Origin of the sequence: Pseudomonas sp. NLJ1 (genome assembly GCF_049486705.1) — a bacterium.
In the GTDB taxonomy this organism is placed as follows: Bacteria; Pseudomonadota; Gammaproteobacteria; order Pseudomonadales; family Pseudomonadaceae; genus Aquipseudomonas; species Aquipseudomonas inefficax.
On sequence record NZ_CP137735.1, the window covers coordinates 5,546,527 to 5,568,088 of the forward strand.

The 21,562-nt window shown below is 64.1% G+C and carries 16 protein-coding genes, 1 pseudogene and 1 riboswitch; of the genes and pseudogenes, 8 read left to right on the forward strand and 9 right to left on the reverse strand.

The features are described 5' to 3' along the window. Window positions 1-122: 122 nt before the first annotated feature. The 3 genes from R9B85_RS24995 to R9B85_RS25005 form a co-directional block, all read right to left on the reverse strand. Complete coding sequence (locus R9B85_RS24995) at window positions 123-1,133, reverse strand: aldo/keto reductase (protein ID WP_112253998.1); 1,011 nt, start codon at window positions 1,131-1,133, stop codon at window positions 123-125. A gap of 71 nt (window positions 1,134-1,204) precedes the next feature. After that, a complete protein-coding gene (locus R9B85_RS25000; RefSeq protein ID WP_423770690.1) occupies window positions 1,205-2,725 on the reverse strand; it encodes an FAD-dependent oxidoreductase in 1,521 nt (506 codons plus the stop codon). A gap of 197 nt (window positions 2,726-2,922) precedes the next feature. After that, the gene (locus R9B85_RS25005) at window positions 2,923-4,251 is read right to left on the reverse strand and encodes an MFS transporter (RefSeq protein ID WP_112254000.1); all 1,329 of its coding nucleotides are present in this window, start codon (window positions 4,249-4,251) and stop codon (window positions 2,923-2,925) included. Window positions 4,252-4,414: 163 nt separating this feature from the next. Between R9B85_RS25005 and R9B85_RS25010 the strand changes: the two genes are divergently transcribed. The 3 genes and pseudogenes from R9B85_RS25010 (at window position 4,415) to R9B85_RS25020 (ending at window position 7,861) form a co-directional block, all read left to right on the forward strand. Then, a complete protein-coding gene (locus tag R9B85_RS25010) occupies window positions 4,415-5,512 on the forward strand; it encodes a sugar diacid recognition domain-containing protein (RefSeq protein ID WP_207878986.1) in 1,098 nt (365 codons plus the stop codon). Window positions 5,513-5,639: 127 nt separating this feature from the next. Continuing rightward, entirely contained in the window at window positions 5,640-6,779 is a 1,140-nt protein-coding gene (locus tag R9B85_RS25015; RefSeq protein WP_112254002.1) for a glycerate kinase, read from the forward strand. A 165-nt stretch (window positions 6,780-6,944) separates the two neighbouring features. Beyond that, a pseudogene (locus tag R9B85_RS25020) lies at window positions 6,945-7,861 on the forward strand (SMP-30/gluconolactonase/LRE family protein). Here the strand turns inward: R9B85_RS25020 and R9B85_RS25025 are convergent. The 4 genes from R9B85_RS25025 to R9B85_RS25040 form a co-directional block, all read right to left on the reverse strand. Beyond that, entirely contained in the window at window positions 7,851-8,801 is a 951-nt protein-coding gene (locus R9B85_RS25025; protein ID WP_207878988.1) for a site-specific integrase, read from the reverse strand. The pseudogene R9B85_RS25020 and the gene R9B85_RS25025 overlap by 11 nt on opposite strands. Window positions 8,802-9,042: 241 nt before the next feature. After that, the gene (locus R9B85_RS25030; protein ID WP_313854824.1) at window positions 9,043-11,367 is read right to left on the reverse strand and encodes an EAL domain-containing protein; all 2,325 of its coding nucleotides are present in this window, start codon (window positions 11,365-11,367) and stop codon (window positions 9,043-9,045) included. A gap of 82 nt (window positions 11,368-11,449) precedes the next feature. Next, a complete protein-coding gene (locus R9B85_RS25035) occupies window positions 11,450-12,433 on the reverse strand; it encodes an SCO family protein (RefSeq protein WP_112254006.1) in 984 nt (327 codons plus the stop codon). A 57-nt stretch (window positions 12,434-12,490) separates the two neighbouring features. Next, window positions 12,491-15,883 (reverse strand): Ig-like domain-containing protein, encoded by a 3,393-nt coding sequence (locus tag R9B85_RS25040; RefSeq protein ID WP_423770691.1) that lies wholly within the window; start codon window positions 15,881-15,883, stop codon window positions 12,491-12,493. Between the two features lie 242 nt (window positions 15,884-16,125). After that, a riboswitch (TPP riboswitch) is annotated at window positions 16,126-16,240 on the forward strand. 78 nt (window positions 16,241-16,318) lie between these two features. Here R9B85_RS25040 and R9B85_RS25045 point away from each other — a divergent pair. From R9B85_RS25045 to R9B85_RS25065, 5 genes are all read left to right on the forward strand, one after another. After that, the gene (locus R9B85_RS25045; protein WP_112254024.1) at window positions 16,319-16,966 is read left to right on the forward strand and encodes a TenA family protein; all 648 of its coding nucleotides are present in this window, start codon (window positions 16,319-16,321) and stop codon (window positions 16,964-16,966) included. Next, window positions 16,963-17,625, forward strand: coding sequence for a thiaminase II (gene tenA, locus R9B85_RS25050; protein ID WP_112254008.1), 663 nt, complete (start codon window positions 16,963-16,965; stop codon window positions 17,623-17,625). The genes R9B85_RS25045 and tenA overlap by 4 nt, the downstream gene beginning before the upstream one ends. 297 nt (window positions 17,626-17,922) lie before the next feature. Next, window positions 17,923-19,164 carry a cytosine deaminase gene (gene codA / locus R9B85_RS25055; protein ID WP_112254009.1) on the forward strand — a complete coding sequence of 414 codons (1,242 nt, stop codon included), beginning with the start codon at window positions 17,923-17,925 and terminating at the stop codon, window positions 19,162-19,164. Window positions 19,165-19,392: 228 nt separating this feature from the next. Continuing rightward, window positions 19,393-20,379: a DNA-binding protein gene (locus tag R9B85_RS25060; RefSeq protein ID WP_423770692.1), complete on the forward strand. Its 987-nt coding sequence runs from the start codon at window positions 19,393-19,395 to the stop codon at window positions 20,377-20,379. 55 nt (window positions 20,380-20,434) lie between these two features. Further along, window positions 20,435-20,605, forward strand: coding sequence for a DUF6021 family protein (locus tag R9B85_RS25065; RefSeq protein WP_220087594.1), 171 nt, complete (start codon window positions 20,435-20,437; stop codon window positions 20,603-20,605). A 107-nt stretch (window positions 20,606-20,712) separates the two neighbouring features. Here R9B85_RS25065 and R9B85_RS25070 read toward each other — a convergent pair whose 3' ends face one another. Together R9B85_RS25070 and R9B85_RS25075 are read right to left on the reverse strand one after the other, a co-directional pair. Next, entirely contained in the window at window positions 20,713-20,964 is a 252-nt protein-coding gene (locus tag R9B85_RS25070; protein ID WP_112254011.1) for a hypothetical protein, read from the reverse strand. An 8-nt stretch (window positions 20,965-20,972) separates the two neighbouring features. After that, a complete protein-coding gene (locus R9B85_RS25075) occupies window positions 20,973-21,473 on the reverse strand; it encodes a DUF4142 domain-containing protein (protein WP_085692579.1) in 501 nt (166 codons plus the stop codon). Window positions 21,474-21,562 lie beyond the last annotated feature (89 nt).

Here is a 21,562-nt window from a genome sequence, read left to right on the forward strand (position 1 = left end):
TGTCGCCTGTTCCGGCCTCTTCGCGGGTAAACCCGCTCCCACAGGAGTTGCACAGGCCCTGAAGGCATAGGTGATCCTGTGGGAGCGGGCGTGCCCGCGAAGAGGCCCGAACAGGAGAACGATCAGCTGCGGGCCAACCGCCCACTCACATAATGCGCCACATCATTGAACCCCGGCGTCGACGCATGCCCCGGCGTGACAAGTGAATCAATGAACGCTTCGTCCTCCGCGGTAATCTTCACCGCCAGCGCGCCGCCATAGGTATCCCACTGCTCTTCCGTCCGCGGCCCGACGATGGCCGAACTGACCGATCGGTTGTTCAGCACCCAGGCAATCGCGAACTCGACGATACCCACGCCCTTGGCCTCTACATAGGCCTGGATCTGCCGGGCAATGGCCAGCGACTCCTGGCGCCATTCCACCTCCATGATGCGTTTGTCCTGGCGCCCGGCACGGCTACCGGCATCCGGCACTGCGCCTGGCGCATACTTGCCGCTGAGCACGCCCCGCGCGAGCGGGCTGAACGGCACCACGCCCAGGCCATGGGCGGCCGCAGCGGTGAGCTGCTCCGGCTCGGCCTGGCGGTTGACGATGTTGTACAGCGGCTGGCTCACCACCGGCCTGGGCACGCCCAGGCGCTCGGCAATGTGGCAGGCTTCGGCGATGCGCCAGCCACGGAAATTGGACACGCCCCAGTAGCGGATCTTGCCCTGGCGCAGCAGGTCGCCGATGGCCTGCACGGTTTCTTCCAGCGGCACCTTGTGGTCTTCGCGGTGTAGGTAGTAGACATCCAGGTAGTCCATGTCCATGCGCGTCAGCGTGGCATCGAGGGCATTGAAGATGTGCTTGCGCGACAGCCCGCTGCGGTTGGGCAGGCCGTCGGCCGGGCCGAAGCCGACCTTGCTGGCCACGATCCAGTCCTGCCGATGGCGGGCCACCGCTTCGCCGACGATTTCCTCCGCGCGCCCGGCGTTGTACACGTCTGCGGTGTCGATGAAGTTGATGCCCTGGTCCCAGGCTTTGTCGATGATGCGCAGGGCGTCCTCGGTGCAGGTCTGCTCGCCGAACATCATGCTGCCCAGAGTTAGTGCGGAAACCTGCAGGCCACTGTGGCCGAGGGGACGGTAGATCATGCGCTTGGGTCCTTGTTCAGTCGGCAGATCTACCCGTTTTACACACAACCGGGGCGCAATGAAAGGCAGCTTCAGCCGATCAGCGCCAAGGCCTCCTGCAAGGTCAACGAGCGCTTCAGGCGCTGCGACAGCGTCGCCATGGCATCGGAATAGCCTTTGGCAATGACCGCCTCGACCCGCTCATCTACGCATTGCAAGGCGATAAAGTCGCCTTTTTCCGGCTCGCCGACGAACTCGATACGGTTCCAGTCCCGCGCATGGCCCAGTACTTCGTAGGTGCGGCCGTGCTGGTAAGTCCAGAAGAACGGTACATCGGCATAGCGGCGCTGCTCGCCGAGCATGTTGGCGGCGGCGATGACCCCATGTTGCTGGGCCAGGCGCCAGTGTTCGATACGCACCGGGCGCCCGCTGAGCGGGAAGGTGGCGATATCCCCCGCGGCCCACAGGCTATCTGCAGCGCGCATTTCAGCGTCGACTCGCACCGATTTGTCTTCGCTCAGCAGCACGCCCTGGATAAACGCGGTCGCCGGTCTTACCCCGGTGCCCAGCAGCACCAATGGGGTCTGTAGCCGCTCACCGTTGGCCAGCAGCACCGCCTCGACCTTGCCTTGGCCTTCGATCCGTTCGACCTCGGTGGGGCCGTGGAAGATGACCCCCTTGCGTTCGTGCAACTCGCGGACGCTACGGCCGATGCGCTCGCCCAGCTGGCGGGCCAGGGGGACCTCGTGGCGGGTGATCAGGTGCACCTGCACGCCGTACTTGCGCAAGGCCGAGGCGGCTTCCAGGCCGATGAAGCCGTCGCCGACGATCACTGCCGGCTGGCCGGGCTCGGCAGCGTCCAGCAGGAGCGCGGCATCCTCCCGTGAACGCAGGGTAAATACACCGGGCAGCCCCACACCCGGGATATCGGGCCGCAGCGCCTTGCCGCCGGTGGCCACCAGGCAGGCGTCATAGTCGATCTGCTGGCCGTCGGCCAGTGTGAGCTGGCGTTTCTGGGTGTTCAGGGTACGCACCTTGCCATGCTTGCGTTCCAGCTGGCCTTTGCGCAGCGCGTCGGCTTCGAGCAGGCCCGGCACTTCATCGGGCGGCATCTGCCCGGCGATCACGAACTTGCTGAGGGAAGTACGATCGTAGGCTGGCTGGCGCTCCTGATCGACCCAGACCAGGCGGCCGGCAAAGCCATGGGCCAACAGGGTGGCGACTGCGGCACTGCCTGCGGCACCGGCGCCGACCACCACGAAGCAACGGGCATCACTGTGGCGGGGCGGCTCGGTTCTGGGCAGGGGTTGGTCGTCGACCCAGACCTCGTCACCCTTGACCCAGGTTCGATAGCGACGCAGGTCGGCCAGGGCCGGCGGCTCGCAGACCGCGCCCTCGTCCACGGCGAACGCGGCCTTGTGCCAGGGGCACACCAGCAGGCCGCCACACACCACGCCTTCATTGAGTGGTGCGCCTTCGTGGGGGCAGTTGCCCTGGTAGGCGTGCACCTGGTCGCCCTGGCGGATGAGGATGATTTCTTCGCTGCCGGCCTGCACGCGCAAGGGGCGGTGCTCGTCAAGTTGGGCCAGGCGGGCCACGGCGTGCTGGGTCATGAAGGCTCTCCAAAGGGGGCTTTGGAACCATTTGACGCCTGGGTCGGGGAGGGGATGCGTTGAGCTGACGATCGGTGGAGGGTGTGGATTGTGTGTGGTCTGGGCGGGCCTCTTCGCGGGTGAACCCGCTCCCACATGGATCCCACAATCTTCAAGTTGGTGGTGATCCTTTGGGAGCGGGTTCACCCGCGAATGCCTCAACTGGCCCTTGCAGTACTCAGCGCACCAGCCCGGGTAACCCGCAAGGCCACCAGGCTACCCAGCACGATCAACGCCGCCAGCGAATACAGTGCGGCATCGGTCGAGCCGGTCTGATCCTTGATGAAGCCGACCAGGTACGGGCTGAGGAAGCCAGCCATCTGGCCCACCGAGTTGATGATCGCAAGGCCCGCGACAGCCGCGCCAGCGCTGAGCAGTGCGGTGGGCATCGGCCAGAACATCGGCAGGCCGGTGAGCGCGCCCATGGTGGCGATCGACAGGCCGAGGATGGCAATGGCCGGGTTGCCGGCGAAGTTCACCGCGATCAAGAGCCCGATGGCGCCCATCAGCATCGGTACTACAAGGTGCCAGCGGCGCTCGTTGCGCAGGTCGGCCGAACGCCCGCAGAGGATCATGAACACACCGGCCAGCAGGTACGGGATGGCGCTGAGCCAGCCGATCAGCAGCGGGTTGTCGAAGCCCATGTTCTTGATGATCGACGGCAGCCAGAAGTTGATCGCGTACACACCGCTCTGGATGCAGAAATAGACGAAGCCGAAGGTCCAGATCAGCGGGTTGGTCAGCACGGCGAGCACGCTGTCGCCGGTGGTGCTCGGCTTGCCTGCGGCATCGGCTTCGAGGTCGGCAGCGATCAGCTGGCGTTCGGCCGGGCTGAGCCAGGCGGCTTTCTGGTAGCCGTCACTGAGCAGGAACACCGCCAGTACACCCAGGGCGACGGTCGGCAGGCCTTGGATCAGGAACATCCATTGCCAGCCGGCCAGGCCGTGCTGGCCAGCGGCGAAGTGTTGCAGGATCCAGCCGGAGAACGGCCCGCCGAGCAGGCCCGATACCGGGATCGCCGACATGAACAGGGCCATGATGCGACCGCGACGGGCCGCCGGGAACCAGCGCGAAAGGTACAGCACCACACCCGGGAAGAAGCCGGCTTCGGCGGCGCCGGTCAGCAGGCGCAGGGCGTAGAATTCGGTGGGCGTGGTGACGAACAGCAGGCAGGTGGAGAGGCTGCCCCAGGCGATCATCATCAGCGCGATCCAGCGTCGCGGGCCGAAGCGGTTGAGCGCCAGGTTGCTTGGTAGGCCGCAGAGCACATAGCCGATGAAGAAGATGCCGGCGCCAAGGCCGTACACCGTTTCGCTGAACTTGAGGGCGTCGAGCATCTGCAGCTTGGCAAAGCCGACATTGACGCGGTCCAGGTAGTTGAACAGGTAGCAGATGAAAATGAACGGAATCAGCCGCAGGGTGATGCGCCGGTACAGCGCGTTGCGGTTGGTGTCCGTGCCTTGGTCAGGGGCGGGGCTGTATGCCATGATCGGGTTCTCTGTTGTTATGGTTGTCGCCGCGTCGCCTGTTCCGGCGCTCGCCCTGACGAGTCTCGGGGACTGCGGCGTGCCTGTCTTTGTGCTTTTGCACAGCACTTGCACCGGGCTGCTGTGCCCGAGCCCAAAACCCTGACACCCAAAGGACCGTTCAATGTTCGAACTCGACCATGACCTGGCACAGGATATCGTTGACCGCGCGATGGCCATTCTGCCATGCAACGTCAATGTCATGGACAGCCAGGGGTTGATCCTCGGCAGTGGCGAACCGGAGCGTATCAACACCCGCCACGAAGGCGCGCAACTGGTGCTTGCCAACGGCCGCATCGTCGAGCTGGATAGCGACGCGGCCAAATGCCTGAAGGGTGTGCAGCCCGGGGTGAACCTGCCGCTGATGCTCGATGGCCGATTGATGGGCGTACTAGGCCTGACCGGTGACCCGCAGCAAGTGCGTACCTATGGCGAACTGGTGCGCATGACCGCCGAAATGCTGCTGGCCCAGCGCCATCTGCAGGCCGATCAGCAATGGCGACGGCAGCGCTGTGACGATCTGCTGGCCTTGCTGCTGGGCGGCAGCGGCGATTCTCCGCGATTGCTCGACGAGGCCCGACAGCTGGGCCTGAAGCCCCAGTTGCCGCGAGTACCGTGCCTGTTCGAACTGGCCTCGGGGTCGGCCGCCGAAACCCTGGCGGCATGGTTGATGAGCCGCTACCCGGACAGTTGGTGCGTCAGCCCGGCGCGCCAGTCGTTGTTGTGGTGTCGCCCGTCAGGCGTGGCGCTGGACGAACCTCGCCTGCTGGAGCGTCTGCTGCGCCATGGCTGGGAAGTGGAGCGGCTGGCCCTGGGCTGTGCCGCGCAAAGCCTGGAGCAACTGCGCCGGGGTTATCGCCGGGTGCGCGACCTGTTGGCTTATGGACGCGAGGTACTGCCGGACGAGCGCCTGCTCAGCCTGCAGCGCTACCGGTTGCCGGCATTGCTGTGGCGCCATCGCAACGATGATGCGCTGGATGAGTTGCTGGAGCCGTTGCAGCGTATTCGCAACAAGGACAGCAGTGGGCAGTTGCTCACCACCCTGCGCGCCTGGTGTGCCCATGACGGCCAGAGCCAGGCCTGTGCCGATGCCCTGGGCATCCACCGCAACAGCCTGCGCTACCGCCTGGAGCGAATTGCCGAACTGGGTGAGGTCGACCCCCTGCGCATGGAAGGGATGCTCAGCCTGTACCTCGGGTTGCAACTGCTGCCAGCAGACTGACCGAGACCTGTAGGAGCAGCCACGAAGGCATCTGCCCAAACAACCCGCCGAGCGTTTTGTGCATTTGACCGAGGCCTCCTTGCCAGTCACCTGTCAGCATGCCGCTCATCAGGACAGGAGAAAGCCCATGAAGATCGTCATTGCCCCCGACTCGTTCAAGGACAGCCTCGACGCTGCCGGTGTCGCACGCGCCATCGCGGCGGGCCTGGGCGAGGCCTGGCCGGAGGCCGAGCTGGTCGAGTGCCCGATGGCCGACGGTGGCGAAGGCACCATGGATGCGATTCTCGCCGCCAGCCACGGCGAACTGCGTCGTCAGACCGTACGCGGGCCGTTGGGGCAAAGCGTGGAGGCGGGCTGGGGCTGGCTGCCGCAAAGCCGCACGGCCATCATTGAAATGGCCCAGGCCAGTGGCCTGCAGCTGGTGCCGACCGGCCAGCGCGATGCCTGCCGCAGCAGCACCTGGGGCACCGGCGAGCTGATTGCCGCCGCCCTGGCCGCAGGCGCGCAACGGATAGTGCTGGCCATCGGCGGCAGTGCCACCAACGACGCGGGCAGCGGCATGTTGCGCGCGCTGGGCCTGCGCCTGCTGGACGCCGACGGGCAAGCACTGGAGGAGGGTGGACTGGCCTTGGCCAAGCTGGCCCGCATCGATGCCAGCGACCTCGACCCGCGCCTGGCCGAGGTGCAGTTCGAAGTCGCAGCGGACGTCGACAACCCACTGTGTGGTGCCAATGGCGCATCGGCTATCTTCGGCCCGCAGAAGGGCGCCAACCCACAGCAGGTGCAGGCACTGGACCAGGCCCTGGGGCATTTTGCCGACCATTGTGCGCAGCTGCTGGGGGAGGATGTGCGCGACTACCCTGGCTGCGGCGCTGCCGGCGGCATGGGGTTCGCGGCCCGGGCATTCATGGGCGCGCAGTTCCGCCCCGGGGTGGAAGTGGTGGCCGAACTGGCCGGCCTGGATACCTTGGTGCAGGGCGCAGCCTTGGTGGTGACCGGCGAGGGGCGCTTCGACGCCCAAACCTTGCGTGGCAAGACGCCGATGGGCGTGGCCCGGGTTGCCAAGCGCCATGGGGTACCGGTGGTGGTGCTGGCCGGGACCTTGGGTGAAGGCTACCAGCAGCTGTATGCCCATGGTGTCGATGCCGCCTTTGCCTTGGCCAGCGGGCCGATGAGCCTGGAGCAGGCATGCGCCAATGCCGCTGAGCTGTTGCAGGCGCGAGCTTGTGATATCGGGCGGCTGTGGCGCTGCGCAACGCGAACCTGATCGACCGCTGCAGTCAGCCGCAGCCCGCGCTTGGTCATTGATTTTTTTGTTGTTATCGTAGAGAGGAAAATCGAAGGTAACCAGCAAATGCCCGTCACAGAGCCTTTCCACGACAACGTCGCGGCCTTCACCGACGCCGCACAGGGCCTGGGATTGGCCTGTACCATGACGGTGGCTGAGGTGGACGAGCTGCGCAACCGCCTCAAGGCGTGCAGCTACGTGCCAGTCAACGTCGCCAGCACCCGCGCCGACCTGGGCGAAAGCCTGGTCTGGGATGAAGGCAGCGGCGCGTTGTACTTCGTCGATATCTCTGGCGGGCGCATCAACCGTCTGATACCCGATGGCCAAGCCGAGTGCCTGTACGAATCCGCGGCACGCATCGGCGCGCTAGCGTTGACCGACCAGGGCAACCTGATTTTCACCGAAGACGCCAGCGTGGCCATCTTCGATGTGTCGTTGCGCAGGGTGCGCCGGCATTCGGTTTCGGTTCACCCGCGGTCGACCTACCGTTTCAATGACGGCGCCTGCGACCCGCAGGGCCGCTTCGTGACCGGGCTGATGGACGATGCCCTGAGCGGCAACACCGGGGCGCTGTTCCGCTTTGACGGGAAGTTGACTGACCAGGTGATCCACGACGACATGGCATTGCCCACCGGTCTGGCCTGGTCGCAGGACGGCCACACGGTGTACTTCGTCGATTCGGCGGCGCGCTCGATCTACCGCGCCAGGTATCTGGCCGAAGGCCGGCTTGGCGCGGTCACACTGTTTGCCGAAACCCCTGCCGAACTGGGGCGGCCGGACGGCCTTGCACTGGACCGCGAAGGCGGCCTGTGGGTGTGCCAATACCATGGCAGTTGCCTGCTGCGTTATGACCGCCATGGCCAACTGACCGACCAGGTGCTGATGCCAGTACCGTGCCCTACCAGTTGCTGCTTCGGCGGGGGGGGATGAATACCTTGTTCATCAGCACCGCGCGCTTCGGCATGAGTGCCGAAGACCTGCACCATTACCCTAATGCAGGCGACCTGTATGCCATCAGCCCGGCAATTGGCGGCATCCGCCGCCACACTTTCAAGGAATAAGCTTTTGCACCTGGCTGGCCGGTAGCACGGCCAGTTCGCCAAAGCGCTGCGCTGCGTCGATGTAGCGTAATGCCGACTTGGCGTCTTTCCAGCCCACATAGCTCATCAGCGCCTTCAGCTCCCAACCGTTGGCCGTGGCCCAGGTGGCGAAGCCACGGCGTAGCGAGTGGCCGGTGTACAGCGCCGCCGGTACCCCGGCGCGCTCCAGCATGCGCCGCAGAAGGCCGACCAGGCTGTTGCTGTTGAGCGCGGTGTCGCCGAGGTTGCCCCAGCGGTCGAGCTTGCGGAACACCGGCCCATGGGCGATGCCGGCGACCTCCAGCCATTGCAGGTAGGCCGTGACCGGGCACAAGGCCTTGAGCGCCGGGGTGCGGTGTTGTACGCCCAGGGCTTCGCGGTCGCCCTTGCTGCGCGGCAGGAACAGGGTGATGCCGACACCGGCCTCGGCCTGGATGTGCTCCACACGCAGGCGTGCCAGTTCATCGCCACGAAAACCACGCCAGAAACCCAGCAAAAGCAGTGCAGCGTCGCGACGCGCCCGGCGCAGGGTGGCCAGGTCATGGCGTTCCCGGGCTTGGCGGGCTTCTTCTTCGAAACACTCCACTGCGCTTTGCAGGTGCTGCAGCAACAACGGCGCGGCTTGCCTGGGTGGTGTCGGGTGCAAGGTGCGGATGCCGCGGAGTACCTGGCGCACCAGCGGCGCCTTGGTCGGGTCGGGGAAACCTTGGGCGACGTGCCATTGGCTGAGCGCCGCCAGGCGCTGGCGCAGCGTGCTGACGGCATGCTGGTCGGCGTGGTCGGCCAGGTAGCGGGCGATGCTCTCGGCCGTGGCCGGGAGAAAGCCGCCCCAGTGGGTTTCAAAATGCTCGATGGCGGCCTGGTAGCTGCGCCGGGTGTTGTCGCGGGTGGCGGCGCGGAGGTAGCGCTCGATGTCGGTCATGGTGCGTGCGCAAACGGATGATGGGTACACGATAAACTGAAATGGGCTGGTAATACATGCCCAGTCCTTGTAGGAGCGGCCTTGTGTCGCGATCGGGCCGCGAAGCGGCCCCGGCAGTATTTGCGTAACCGCTGAAATCAGAGGGGCCGCTTCGCGGCCCGATCGCGACACAAGGCCGCTCCTACAGACGTGGCGCGTCAGGCATGATCGGTTCATCCCGGCAGATCCACCACGGCTTGCGTTACACGCAGGCCTTGTCCTCGACACCATTGAACAGCGGGTACTCCCGCAGCTGCGCCGGCGACAGCGGCCGGCTGAAGTGGTAGCCCTGGGCGATATCGCAGCCGGCAAGCTTCAGGCACACCACTTGTTCGCGGGTTTCCACGCCTTCGGCCACTACTTCCAGGCCCAGGCGTTTGGCAAGGATGATGGTGGACGACACGATCGGGCTATCGTCGTGGCTGTTGGACAGCGGCGCAATCAGCGAGCGGTCTATCTTCAGCTTGCTCAGCGGCAGTGAGTACAGGTGGGCGAAGCCGGCATAGCCGCGGCCGAAGTCGTCCAGGCTGATGCCCAGGCCGGCGTCGCGCAGGGTGTGAAGGTGTGCCACCGCCGTGCCTTCGGCGTCGAGAATGGTGGTTTCGGTGATTTCCAGCTCCAGCCGCTGCGGGGCGAGGGCGTACAGCTGCAGTTTGCTCAATAGCCGTGCAGCGAAGTCCGCCTGGCGCAGCTGCAGGGCGGATACATTGACCGCCAGCCGTGTCTCCCGGCCCTGGGCGTCCCAAGCCGACAAGGCCTCGCAAGCCAGGCGCAACACCTCCCAACCCAGCTCGACAATGAAGCCGCTGCGCTCGGCAAGGTCAATGAACCGGTCCGGGTACAGCAGGCCGAACTCGGGGTGGTCCCAGCGCACCAGCGCTTCGTAGCCCAGCACCTGCTGGGTGTCGAGGCGGATCTGTGGCTGGTAATGCAGCACGAACTGGCGCTCGGCAAGGGCGCTGCCGAAGGCCTGCTCGAGGGTGAAGGCGTGGATGTCGGCCCGGTTCAGCGACGGGTCGAAGAAACGGTACTGCGCGCGCCCGGCCTGCTTGGCCGAGTACATCGCGGCATCGGCACTGCGGATCAGGCTGTCGATGTCCTGGCCATCGCGTGGGCAGATACTCACGCCCACGCTGGGGCTGGTGTTGACCTCCTGGCCGTCCAGCGCATAGGTGGCCGACAGCTTCTGCACCAGTACGCGGACCCAGGCATTGATCTGTTCCTCGCTGCGCTCGCCGGCCAGCAGCACCACGAACTCGTCGCCACCAAAGCGCGAAGCCTCGTCGCCGGGCTCGAGCAGGCGCTGGATGCGCCCGGCCACGGCCTGCAGCAGCAGGTCGCCAATCTTGTGCCCGAGCGAGTCGTTGATCGACTTGAAGCGGTCCATGTCGATGAACAAAATCGCCATCAGCCGGCGCTTGCCGCGCTGCCGGGTCAGCGCCTGGCCGGCCACCTCGACGAACTGGCGGCGGTTGTGCAGGCCGCTGAGATGGTCGGTGGCTGCGGCATGGCTGCTGCGCCGGTGTTCGTCCTCAAGCCGGCCGATCAACTGCTGGTTGACCTGCTGGGCCTGTTCCAGCGCGCAGAAGGCCTCCTGGCGCTTGTGCAACAGGCGCAAGGTCCACAGCAGGCTGGCGAGGATCATCAGGGTCATGCTCAGGTTCAGCCAGAACTGCCGGGAATAGGCCAGCGCGGAGGGCGCGAGTATTTCGTCCTGACGTTGGCTGACCACCACGCTGAAACCCCGCTCGGGCAGGCGCCGGTACAGGCTCTGGTACGGGTCGCCGGCTGCGTATTGGGTCAGCATGCCTGTTTCACTGCCGCTTTCCGGTAGCTTGGGCAGCAGTGCGTCACCGGCCACCACCACACCGCTGCTATCGATGCGCAACCGCTCCAGGCCGTCATCCTGCAACAGGCGCACCAGCCCGCTGCTGCCCAGGTCGATGTGCTGTAGCAGCACCGCCAGGTAGCCGATGTCCAGCTGCACCACCAGGATATTGTCGATTTCGCGACCGGGCAGATTGGTCAGCGGCAGCAGGAAGGGTAGCCGCCAGTTGGGCAGGGTGGCTGGCTGGCCGGGCGCCTGCACGCTGGGTAGAAGCGGCTTGAAACCGTAGCGGGCAACGTGCCGCTGCAGCTGGCGCAACCAGTCTTCGGGCAGTTCGGCCGCTTCGTCGGCGTGGCTGGCCGACAACAGCCGGCCTTGCCGGTCGTACAGGCTCATGCGCTTGAATACCGGGTCTTCGGCAAGCATCCGCGCCAGGCTGACACTGCCCTTGCGCAGCACCTTCATGTCGTCCTGGGTAACCCGGCCCACGGCCTGGGCGCGATCTACCAGCTGGCGCAGGCTTTCGCCGACGATACTGGCCAGGTTCAGGTGCTCGGCGGCCTTGGCCGACAGCGCATCCTGGCGGGCGGCGGCCTTCTGCGAAACGTGCAGCCCCCAGAGAAAGGCTAGGGTGGCTGCACAGAGCATCAAAATCAGCAGCCGCAGAAGGCTGGCGGATGAAAGCGAACGGCGAATCACTGCTGATAGTTCCCGACCCTGGGTGATGGGTCGAAAAATACGACAGTAAGATGACAGCCTAATGACTGATGGCTAATTGCCTTTAAGGATTTCCCTTATCTGCCAGGGGTGTCTGCAGGCGTGCGGTTTCTTCCTCCATGTAGTTCATCAGCGCGCTGACTTCGGTATCGCCCAGGCGCATGTTGGGCATGGCCACGCGGTTGTACTGTTCGTACAGCAGCATGGCCAGCGGGTCTTTCTGTGCCAGCATCTGGTCGGGCTCCTTCAGCCAGCGGGTCAGCCAGTTGGCATCACGCTGGCGGGTCACGCCCAGCAGGTCGGGACCGATGCCGGCTTGCCCTGGCTCGGCGTTGCCCAGGGTGTGGCAGGACGAGCAGCGGGTACGGAACAGCTGCTCGCCACTGCTGGGGGTGCGCACCTTGGGAGCCTGAGCGTAGTCATTGGCCATGGCGCTGGCCTGTTTCCAGTTGTGCAGGCTGTTGCCCAGGCGGTCGGCGAGGATGTACGGGTTTTCGAAGGGCGATGCTTTCATCCAGCGGCCGGTGGCCTGGTTGCCGATGATCAGGCTCAGGTTGTGGTCCTTGGAGCGGCCGTTTTCCAGTCCATCGATGTACAGGCCCAGGCTGCGGCGCAATTGTTCGATATCGGCCGGCTCGCCGGTGAGCAGCGTCCAGCCGGGGCCGATACCGAACTTTTCGGCGTAGCGCTTGAGGGTGGCGGGGGTGTCGTTGTAGGGGTCGATGCTGATGGAATAGAGGAAGATATCCTTGCCGACCCGGTCACCGAGGATTTTCTGCACCTGGCGCAGGCGGGCGGTTTCCACCGGGCAGGAGTCGGAACAGCCGGTGAAGATGAAGTTGATGGCAACCACTTTGTCCTTGATCAGGTCGTCGAAGAAATGCACCTTTTCACCGTCCTGGGTGAGCAGGGGGATGTTGGGGAAGTAATCGGCCCCCCAGGGGGTTGCAGCTTCCTCGGCCACGGGGTGCTGCGGTTGCAACGGCCAGAACGGGATGCTGGCGGCGAACAGCGAGAGCACCAGCAGGAAGCGCCATGAACCGGACATGAAGCGGTCCTCGTCGATAACGGGGTTGGGGGCCGCACAGCGGCCCCCGCTTTTCGGTTACCTGATGCTGACAGGCGCCGTCACGCTCTGCCCCAGCGCCGATTTCACGGTCACGGTCGCCGGTGTGGCCGGGCCGCTGCCGGTGGTGGTGGTCGACAACCGCCAACGGGCACCGCTGGTCGTAGCACTGAGCGTCGCCGTACCCAGCAGCAGCGGGCCGCTGGTGGTTGCCGCAGTCACGGTAATGCTGTTGCCGGTGGCCACCGTGGTGGTGCCCGAAATGTCCCAGGTGAAGCGGTTGCCGCTGCGCACCTGCACCGTGGCACTGGTGACCTGGATCTGGTCGAGCGCCACTGCCGGGCTCACCGCAATGCTGACCGTGGCCGGGGCAACCGATTCAGCGCCCTTGGCATCACGAGCCGAGTAGTTGAAGCTGGCGGTGAACGCTGTGGTTACCGAGGCCGGCGGGACGTAGGTGACCGTGGTGCCGTCGGTACTGGTGGCGCCCTGGCCGGAGCCCGGCTGGCTGAGGCCGACGACGGTCAACGGCAGGTTGTTCTCGGGATCGGTGTCGTTGGCCAGCACGTTCAAGGTGATCTGCTTTCCGGCCGTGGTAGCTGCGGTGTCGTTGGCTGCGACCGGCGGTTTGTTGGCCGGGTCGTCGTCATCGTGGTCGTTGGTGCGGAAGGTCGGCAGGCCAACCGAAGCCACGTACTCCACGCCATCCCAGCCTGGCAGCGGGGTCGGCATAACCTGGAACTGGCCTGGGTGCTCCAGGTCCCAGCGCAGCAGCATCGACGAGTCTTCATGCTGGGTGTTGTGGCAGTGTTCCATGTAGGTCCCGGCAAACTCGCGGAAGCGGATCGCCACTTCCACTTCTTCCGAAGAGTCGATATCCGGCCCGATGCGATACACGTCCTTGCGCGCCCACTTTTCCCATTCTGGCGGGGCCTTGCCATCGCGGCTGAGAACCACGCCTTCTTCGAAGTGCACATGCACCGGGTGGCTCCAGCCATTGCCACCGTTGATGATCTTCCATACTTCCAGGGTGCCGTCGCCGCTGAAACCGCCGTCGGTGGACTGCTGGGCCAGTTGTGGCGCAGCGCTGATGCGCCGTGGGTCCATGCTGTAGCCAAAGCCGCCGTCGGTCTTGATGGTCCAGGGCTGGGTGTCGGTACCGTCCGAGCGACCGAAGATGAACTCGCGATGGCGGGCATCCTTGAGCTTGGCCTGGTCGGTGGCCGAGTTCCGGTCAATTGGCAGCGGCAGCATTCTCAGGCCTTCGGCCTTGCCCGGTTTGGCCGGTTCATAGGCCACCGGGTCCATGCTCAGGTCCTGGCCGCTGTAGGGTTGAACCACAAACTGCAGGAATTTGCCGATCGCCGGGTCGCCGTTGTCCCACTCCGGCCCGTTGCTGGTCTGCTTGATCACGGCCTTGTATTTTTCCGACAGCACATCGGCCAGCGCAATGGCACCTTCCGGGCCTTTGCCGCTCTGATGCTCCTCCAGGTTGACGAGGTACAGCTTGTCGCCAACCTTGATGCCATGCTTGGCGAAGTTGATGATGATGTCGTAGCGCTCGGCGATGCCCTGCAACGGCAAGACGCCATTGTTGTCCTGCAGGTTGCCATCACCGTTGAGGTCCATCGTCCCATCGAACGGCACGGTGTGTTCCATGATGTTGCCGTCGTTGGCGATCATGTGGAACGGCACCCGTGCATACGACAGGTTGGAACCGGTCGGGCCTTTGAATTCGCCGCTGTTGCCGGCAATTTCCCGCACTACGGCAAGCTTCAGGTAGCGCGACACCGAGCCATTGAGAATACGGAACCGGTAACTGCGCGCGCGTACCTTGAGCACGGGCCGGTACTGCCAGTTGACCAGGATCTGGTCGCCGAGGAAGCCATCGGTGTTGAATGGGTTGAACCACAGCTGGCCGTTGGCATCCCAGGCCTTGTCGGCGATCACCAGGTTGACGTCGTAGTCGCGGTTGCCCCACGGCATGCCCGAACCGCTGGGGAAGCGCAGATTGACGCCATCCTGCAGCGCCTCGTTGCCACGGTCCAGGGCGCTGTAGTAGTTCATCATCACGGCGTTGCCTTTGTAGACGTTCTGCGCCGTGAAATCCATCATGTGGTCGTGGAACCAGTGGGTGCTCATGGTTTCGCGCCAGTCTCCACGGATCTTGATACTGCCGTTCTGGCAGGTTTTCAGGCCGGGGTTGGCATCATTGACGAACAAGGTTTCGCCCGCCGAGCAAGGGAACGCGGCACGTGGGTCTTCGGCACGGGTATTGATGGTGTCATAGCCGGCCAGTTGCAATGGCCAGCGGTAATCGTAGTACTGCCCCGGGAAGAAGTAGGCGTTTGCATAGCCATCGCTTTCGGCAGGGGAGTGGCCGTTGTGCTCATGGGTCGAAAGGGTATGCAGGCCAAACCCGGCGTTGGCCGAGGGGTCGATCGGCAGCGCGTTGTAATGGCGCATGAGGATCGGTTGGCCATAGCGCGCCATCAGCAGTTTGGGTGGGAAGGTCCCGTCGAAGGTCCATAGCGATTTGTGGTTTTGCAGTGGCATTTTCGGGTGGAAGCGGGTGTCGATGCCCTTGGTGGTGCCCAGCGTGTTCGGGATATCTGAGGTCTGGTAGTACAGGCCGCCCGGGGCAAACTCGCCAACCGCATAGTTGTGCAGTTGCTTGCGGTCACGCAGGCCGAGATTGATGCGCGCACCGGCCTGGGCAGTCTTGAACCCTGCCTGCGGATAGAACTCGTTCCAGCGCTGGTGCGACCAGCCTTTTCCTGGCGGCCGGCCTTCCGCAGGCGAACCGACCGGCTGGCGGTTGAGGAACATCTCGATCTGCGCTTTCCAGGGGTTGCGGTCGAGCACGTTGGAATACTGGGTCGGGAACGGGTACAGGCCCGGCTGTTTGAGGAACGCTTCAAGGGCTGTACCGCTGGGGCCGCTGCGGGCCACCACGTTAGGGTCCTGCGCCGGTGCCGCGCCCAAGGTGGGCACCGGGAAGGTCAGAGCGGGCGGCGGCAGCGTGGGGTCGAGTCTTTCCGTGCCGAACTCCTCGAACAGCAGTAACTGCTGGGTAAATGGCAGCGCCCCGTACAGCGGGCTCGGTTTGCCGTTGGTGGGGTATTTTTCCCCGGTTTGCAGAGCCGGCGGCAGCACGTTGTTTGCGCGTACCGTGTCGCGGTCGCCGTACACTCCATCAGTCAGTTCGAGTGAGCCTCGATTTGCCTCTGGCATGTTGTACAGGTCCAGCAAGGCCTGGGTCGGGTCAGCCGGCTGGTTGGTGTAGGCCGACGGGTCGGTTGGCGGTGGCATGCTGTTGTCGTCAAGTGGAGCTGCCGTAGCCGTGACCAGCCCAAGGCCGAGCATCAACGTGGTGAGGGTGGAAAGCTGGAATGCGTGCCTGGCAGGGTGGATCACGGCGGGTGTTTTCATTGCCTTTTGCCTCGTTCGCGACAGCATGGCTTGCGGCCATCAATGGCTTTTTGCCCGTTTCTGGGGCTGGAGCAATGGGTATGCCAACCCAAACACGAGGAATGTGTTTCTAAACAAATCCTTGTGGCGCCTGATGTGCGCTAAATACCGTAGCGTCAAAAACGGGTGAAGGTCCCCACTAGTGGGTCCCCCATTGCCCACAGATTGGGTGGTGACAGCAGCGGCGCCCTGGGGTATACCTGAGCGCCACCAAGGGGAGCCTGGCAACGGGCTGAGAAACCGCTAAATGCTGCAGCGCGGTGACCCTTCGAACCTGATCCGGATCATGCCGGCGAAGGGATGGGACTTGAAACCTGCCTTTTTGCCGGCCTCACTGCGAGGCCCGTTCATGCCAAATACCGCGGTCTCGCTGTCACCCCCATCAAGGACAGCAACATGACCGAACGTTTCAGCCAGTCCCTGCGCCGCCGCAGCGAGCCGACCTGGTCGGCGGCCGTTGGCCATCGCTTCGTCACCCAATTGTGCGACGGCAGCCTGCCGGACCCGATCATGGTTGACTACCTGGTGCAGGACCACCGCTTCCTCGACAGCTTCCTGACCCTGCTGGGCGCAGCCATCGCCACCGCCGACACCTTCGAGGCGCGCCTGCGCTTCGGTCGTTTTGCCGGGATGATCTGCAGTGACGAGAACACCTACTTCCTGCGCGCCTTCGAGGCCCTTGGGGTCAGTACTGCACAACGCAGCGAGCCGGCTGACACCGTGCCGACCGCCGGTTTCAAGGCGATCATGCGCGAAGCGGCGGCCACCCGGTCCTATGCAGCAGCGCTGGCGGTGCTCAACGTCGCCGAAGGCCTGTATCTGGACTGGGCGCTGAAGGCGCCAAAACCGACGCCGGACAACTTCGTCCACGCCGAATGGATCACCCTGCACGACAACCCGGCATTCCAGGACTTCGTTGCCTTCCTGCAAGCCGAACTCGACCGCGTCGGCCCACAGGATGCCGCGCTGGCGGGGGACTTCTACCAGCGCACCGTGGCACTGGAGCTTGCCTTCTTCGATGCCGTCTACCCGGAGGACAAATGAGCATGGATATCTTCGACCGCCTCAAGGCTGCCGCCACGCGGCAATGGAACAGCTACGTCGACCACGAATTCGTGCGCCAGATGGGCGAGGGTACGCTGAGCGAAGCCGCCTTCCGTACCTATCTGGTACAGGATTACCTGTTCCTCATCCAGTTCGCCCGCGCCTGGGCGCTGGCCGCCTACAAGAGCCGTCGCCCGGCCGACATCCGCGCCGCACAGGCCGGGCTGGCGGCGATTCTGGATGAAACCGAGCTGCACTTGCGGCTGTGTGCACGCTGGGGCCTGACCCAGGCCGATATCGAGGCCGCGCCTGAACACCAGGCCACGGTTGCCTATACCCGCTATGTGCTGGACTGCGGTGCAGCGGGTGACCTGCTGGAGTTGCATGTGGCGTTGGCGCCGTGCGTGATCGGCTATGCCGAGATCGGCCGAACCCTGGCCGAGCGCATCGGCGATTTGAGCAATCACCCGTACCGCGAATGGATCGGCGAATATGCCGGGGAGGGCTACCAAGGTGTTGCAGCGGCGGCGCGCAAGCACCTGGATGAACTGGCGGCACGAAGCATGACCGAGCAGCGGTTCGCCGAGCTGGTGGGGATTTTCGGCCAGGCGTCCAGCCTGGAGGCGGATTTCTGGCAGATGGGGTTGGACGGAGCCTGATTTGCTGCCCTGCATCGGCCCTATCGCCGGCAAGCCAGCTCTCATAGAACTGCACATAACTCATTGAATTAGCAGGGACCCTGTGGGAGCGGCTTTAGCCGCGAACACCGGCGCAGCCGGTGCCATGCACCGCGTTGGACTCTTCGCGGCTAAAGCCGCTCCCACAGGTAAACCACAGCCCTGAGGCCTGCGCAAAACGTGGGAGCTGGCTTGCCGGCGATAGGGCCGGTAGCAAATACCACAAGGCTTGGGCCACTATGCTGGTAGGGCCACTCGCAAAGCCCAGGGAGACGCATCATGAACATCATCAACGCACGCCTGCGCGGCAAGCCTGGCCTGTTCCGCATCGAGCTCAGCGGCGAACGCATCGCCGCCGTTCTGCCCCAGGCAGAAGGGGTGGCAGTGCGCGCTGCCGATGATCTGGACGCGGGGCAGAACCTGGTGGTAGCGCCGTTTATCGAACCGCACATTCACCTGGACGCCACGCTGACCGCCGGCGAGCCGCGGTGGAACATGAGTGGCACCCTGTTCGAAGGGATCGAGTGCTGGGCCGAGCGCAAGGCGATCACCACCCACGACGACATCAAGAACCGCGCGAAAAAGACCATCGGCATGCTGGTGGAGCATGGCATCCAGCACGTGCGCACCCATGTCGATGTCACCGACCCCACCCTGACCGCGCTCAAGGCCATGGCCGAAGTGCGTGACGAAGTGCGCCACCTGCTGGACCTGCAGATCGTCGCCTTTCCCCAGGAGGGTATCGAATCGTACGCGAACGGCCGGGCGCTGATGACCGAGGCGGTGGCCATCGGTGCCGATGTGGTAGGTGGCATCCCGCATTTCGAGAACACTCGCGACCAGGGTGTGTCGTCGGTGAAGTTCCTGATGGACCTGGCCGAGCGTACCGGCTGCCTGGTGGATGTGCATTGCGACGAGACCGACGACCCGCAGTCGCGCTTTCTCGAAGTGTTGGCCGAAGAGGCGCGGGTGCGCGGCATGGGCCCCCGGGTAACAGCCAGCCATACCGTGGCCATGGGCTCGTACGACAATGCCTACTGCTACAAGCTGTTTCGCCTGCTCAAGCAGTCGGGTATCAATTTCGTGTCCTGCCCGACCGAGAGCATTCACCTGCAAGGGCGTTTCGACAACTACCCGAAACGCCGCGGCGTCACCCGCGTGGCCGAGCTCGACCGGGCTGGTATGAACGTGTGCTTTGGCCAGGATTCCATCGTCGACCCTTGGTACCCGCTGGGCAACGGCAACATCCTGCGTGTTCTCGAGGCCGGCCTGCACATCTGTCACATGCTTGGCTACGAAGACCTGCAGCGCTGCCTGGACCTGATCACCGACAACAGCGCCCGCACCCTGAACCTGGGCGAGCGCTACGGCATCGAGGTGGGGCGCCCGGCGAACCTGTTGCTGCTGTCCGCGCCAGACGATTACGAGATGGTGCGCAGCCAGGGGCATGCGCTGGTGTCGGTACGCAGTGGCAAGGTGCTGATGCGTAGAACACCTGCCAGGGTTGAACACTACACCTGACGCTAGCTGCGACAGCGTTTTGCAGCGCCCCGCCGGCTTGAAGCCGAGCGGGGCGCTTTGCTGTCTGGCGTACTGTTTTATCCCCTTGCACAGCCTCCATGACCCACTCACATGCGATAAGCCGTGATTATTCTACCATAGGAAATGTTTGCACGGGCAATTGCTTGTCGCCATAATTGGTATGTAATTACATGGTACATAACACGGTACAAAATCGTAGGAGCAAGCATGGCCCGGGGCGGTATAAACAAGGTTGTAGTGCAGCAGGCGCGTCAGGCGCTGATTGCCCGGGGCGAAAACCCCAGCATCGATGCGATACGTATCGAGCTGGGTAACACCGGCTCCAAGACCACGATTCACCGCTACCTGAAAGAGTTGAACGGCCAGCAGCCTGTGGCCTCCGAGGGCGGCATTGCGCTGAGCGACGTGCTTAGCCGAATGGTCGGGCAACTGGCCACCCAGTTGCAGGACGAGGCCGACCTGAAGATCGAGCAGGCCGAAAGCGCCTTCACTCGGCAGCGCGAACAACTGGAGTCACAACTGGCCATTGCCCAGCAGGCACTGGCTGCGGCGCATCAACAGCATCAGATCGATGTGGCCGCACTGGCCGCCGAATCGGAAAAACTGCTTTCCACCCAAAGCACCCTGCAGGCCGAACAGCTGCGCAGTGCCAGCCTCAACCAGTCGCTGGGCGAGATGCAGGTGCGCCTGGCCGACAAGGACGAGCAGGTCAAGTCACTGGAAGACAAGCACCGTCATGCCCGCGATGCGCTGGAGCACTACCGCAACGCCAGCCGCGAACAACGTGAGCAGGAACAGCGCCGCCACGAAGCGCAGCTGCAACAAGTGCAGGTGGAGGTGCGTCAACTGCAGCAGGGCATGATCGTCAAACAGGACGAGCTGACCCGCCTGCACCGCGACAACGAGCGCTTGCTGGGTGAACATCGCCAGGCCGCCAGCGCCTGCAGGGCGCAGGATGAATTGCTGGAGCAGCGTGATGCGCAGATTCAGGGCTTGCGCACGATCCTGGCCCAGGCGCAGGGTGCCAGCGAGGAAATGCGCCGGCAGCTGGATATGCAGGTACAGAGCCTGGAGACCAGGCGCGAATTGTGCGCGGAACAGGCTCGGCAACTCCAGCGGCTCGAGGAACAACTGAAGGAGCGTGATCAAGCGTTGGTTGAATGCCGCGCTCGGCTAGCTGTGAATGCAGATTAATCAAACTTTTCACCGCCGGTGGTTTCTTCCCTAGACACTCACCGGAGATAGCCTCATGCCCGAACCAGAACAGCCAGGCAAACATCCCCAAGGGCCTCATTCGTCCGAGCAGGCGAACAGAAGCGAGGACTTGGGTTTCGATCCCGATTCACCCGATGTGGAAGATCCACAAGTCGACCCGCAAGGGCCTGCCAAGCCACCGCGGGACGTCGAAAAACACCCATGAAGTTGGCATTGTCGCAAAGGGCCGCGCAGCGGCCCCTGCGATCAAGACGGCATTGCTCGGGGCAGGCTGGCTCGAGCCCTTGGCCAGGCAAGCCCCGCTCACACGACTCAGGGCTCTGCCTGCCTGGCTGCCTCCACGCCCGCAGCCGAGAGTTTGATCGGATAGTTCACGCTGATCTGGTGGTCGCTGCCAACCGCCACGCTGCCATCCTGGATCAAACCGGCCTCCTGCAGCGTTTTCAGCATGCCGGCAACGGCTTTCTCGCCCCGGTAGTTGTCCAGCACCTCCTTGCCCAGCCCTTGGGGGTGTGCGTGCAGCAGGCGAGTCAGCACTTCGGCTTTCAATGCATCGTTACTCATGGCGGGCCTCACTTGCCGTGTTTGGCCTGAAGCGCCTTGGCATGCTCCAGATGCTGTTCGAGCTTGGGCAGGGTTTCACTGGCGAAGGCCTTCAGTTCAGCCTTGTCGGACGATGCCGCTTCCTTCTTGAACAGCTCCACCGCCTTTTCGTGAGCGTCGACCTGGTTGTTGACGTAGGACTTGTCAAACGACTCCTCCCGCCATTCCAGGATCATTTTCTTGACCTTGTCGGTTATGGCCGCTTCGTCAGGTACGGAAATGTCGAGCTTGCGAGCGATGTCGCCAAGCTTCTGGTTGGCTTGCGTGTGGTCGGTGACCATCTGCTGGGCGAAGGTCTTGATTTCGGCATTCTGAGTTTTTTCCAGAGCCAGCTTGCCGGTTACCACTTCGGCAATACCGGCCTCGGTGGCCGCTTCGACGAAGTCATCGGAACTTGCCGCCATCGCGTGTACCGATGCCAAGCCCAATACCATGGAAAAACCGACGCGCTTGATGAAGAGACTGCTCATGCTTCACTCCTTAAACCGTGGCGCGACCTCAGTGTCGCGTACGGTTGAGGGTGAACGGGGGGCAAAGGTTTAATCTTTTTCCTGGCCGG